The sequence below is a fragment of the Aquitalea sp. ASV11 genome (assembly GCF_016429185.1).
Classification (GTDB): Bacteria; Pseudomonadota; Gammaproteobacteria; order Burkholderiales; family Chromobacteriaceae; genus Aquitalea; species Aquitalea pelogenes.
The window spans coordinates 1-284 of record NZ_JAELUD010000312.1; the positions used below are offsets into that span (position 1 = coordinate 1).

The 284-nt window shown below is 62.0% G+C and carries 1 protein-coding gene; it reads right to left on the bottom strand.

The window, feature by feature from the left end:
• Nucleotides 1–284, bottom strand: a 284-nt coding sequence (locus tag JHD62_RS22330; protein ID WP_233161173.1) for an arginine deiminase family protein, incomplete at both ends; no start/stop codon positions are given.

Below are 284 nucleotides of genomic sequence, written 5' to 3' on the forward strand. Positions count from 1 at the left end.
TGTTGCGGTCGTGGCCACCACCACGCGGCGGTCCAGGGCCACCACGTTGTTGCCGTCATCCCATTGTTCGCGTTCGCGCTGGTAGGCATCGCCGGCGGTCTGGATGATGTGCACTTCCTTCAGGCCAAGTGCCTGGCGCACCACTTCGGTAAACGGTACGCCGTCGTGGCGTTCGAAGCGGACTTCGCCTTCCTTGTCACCGGCGTAGATGCTGGTGCAGACGATTTCGTTGACCACGTCCGGGAACACCGACAGCAGGTCGATATCGAGGAAGCTGAACACGG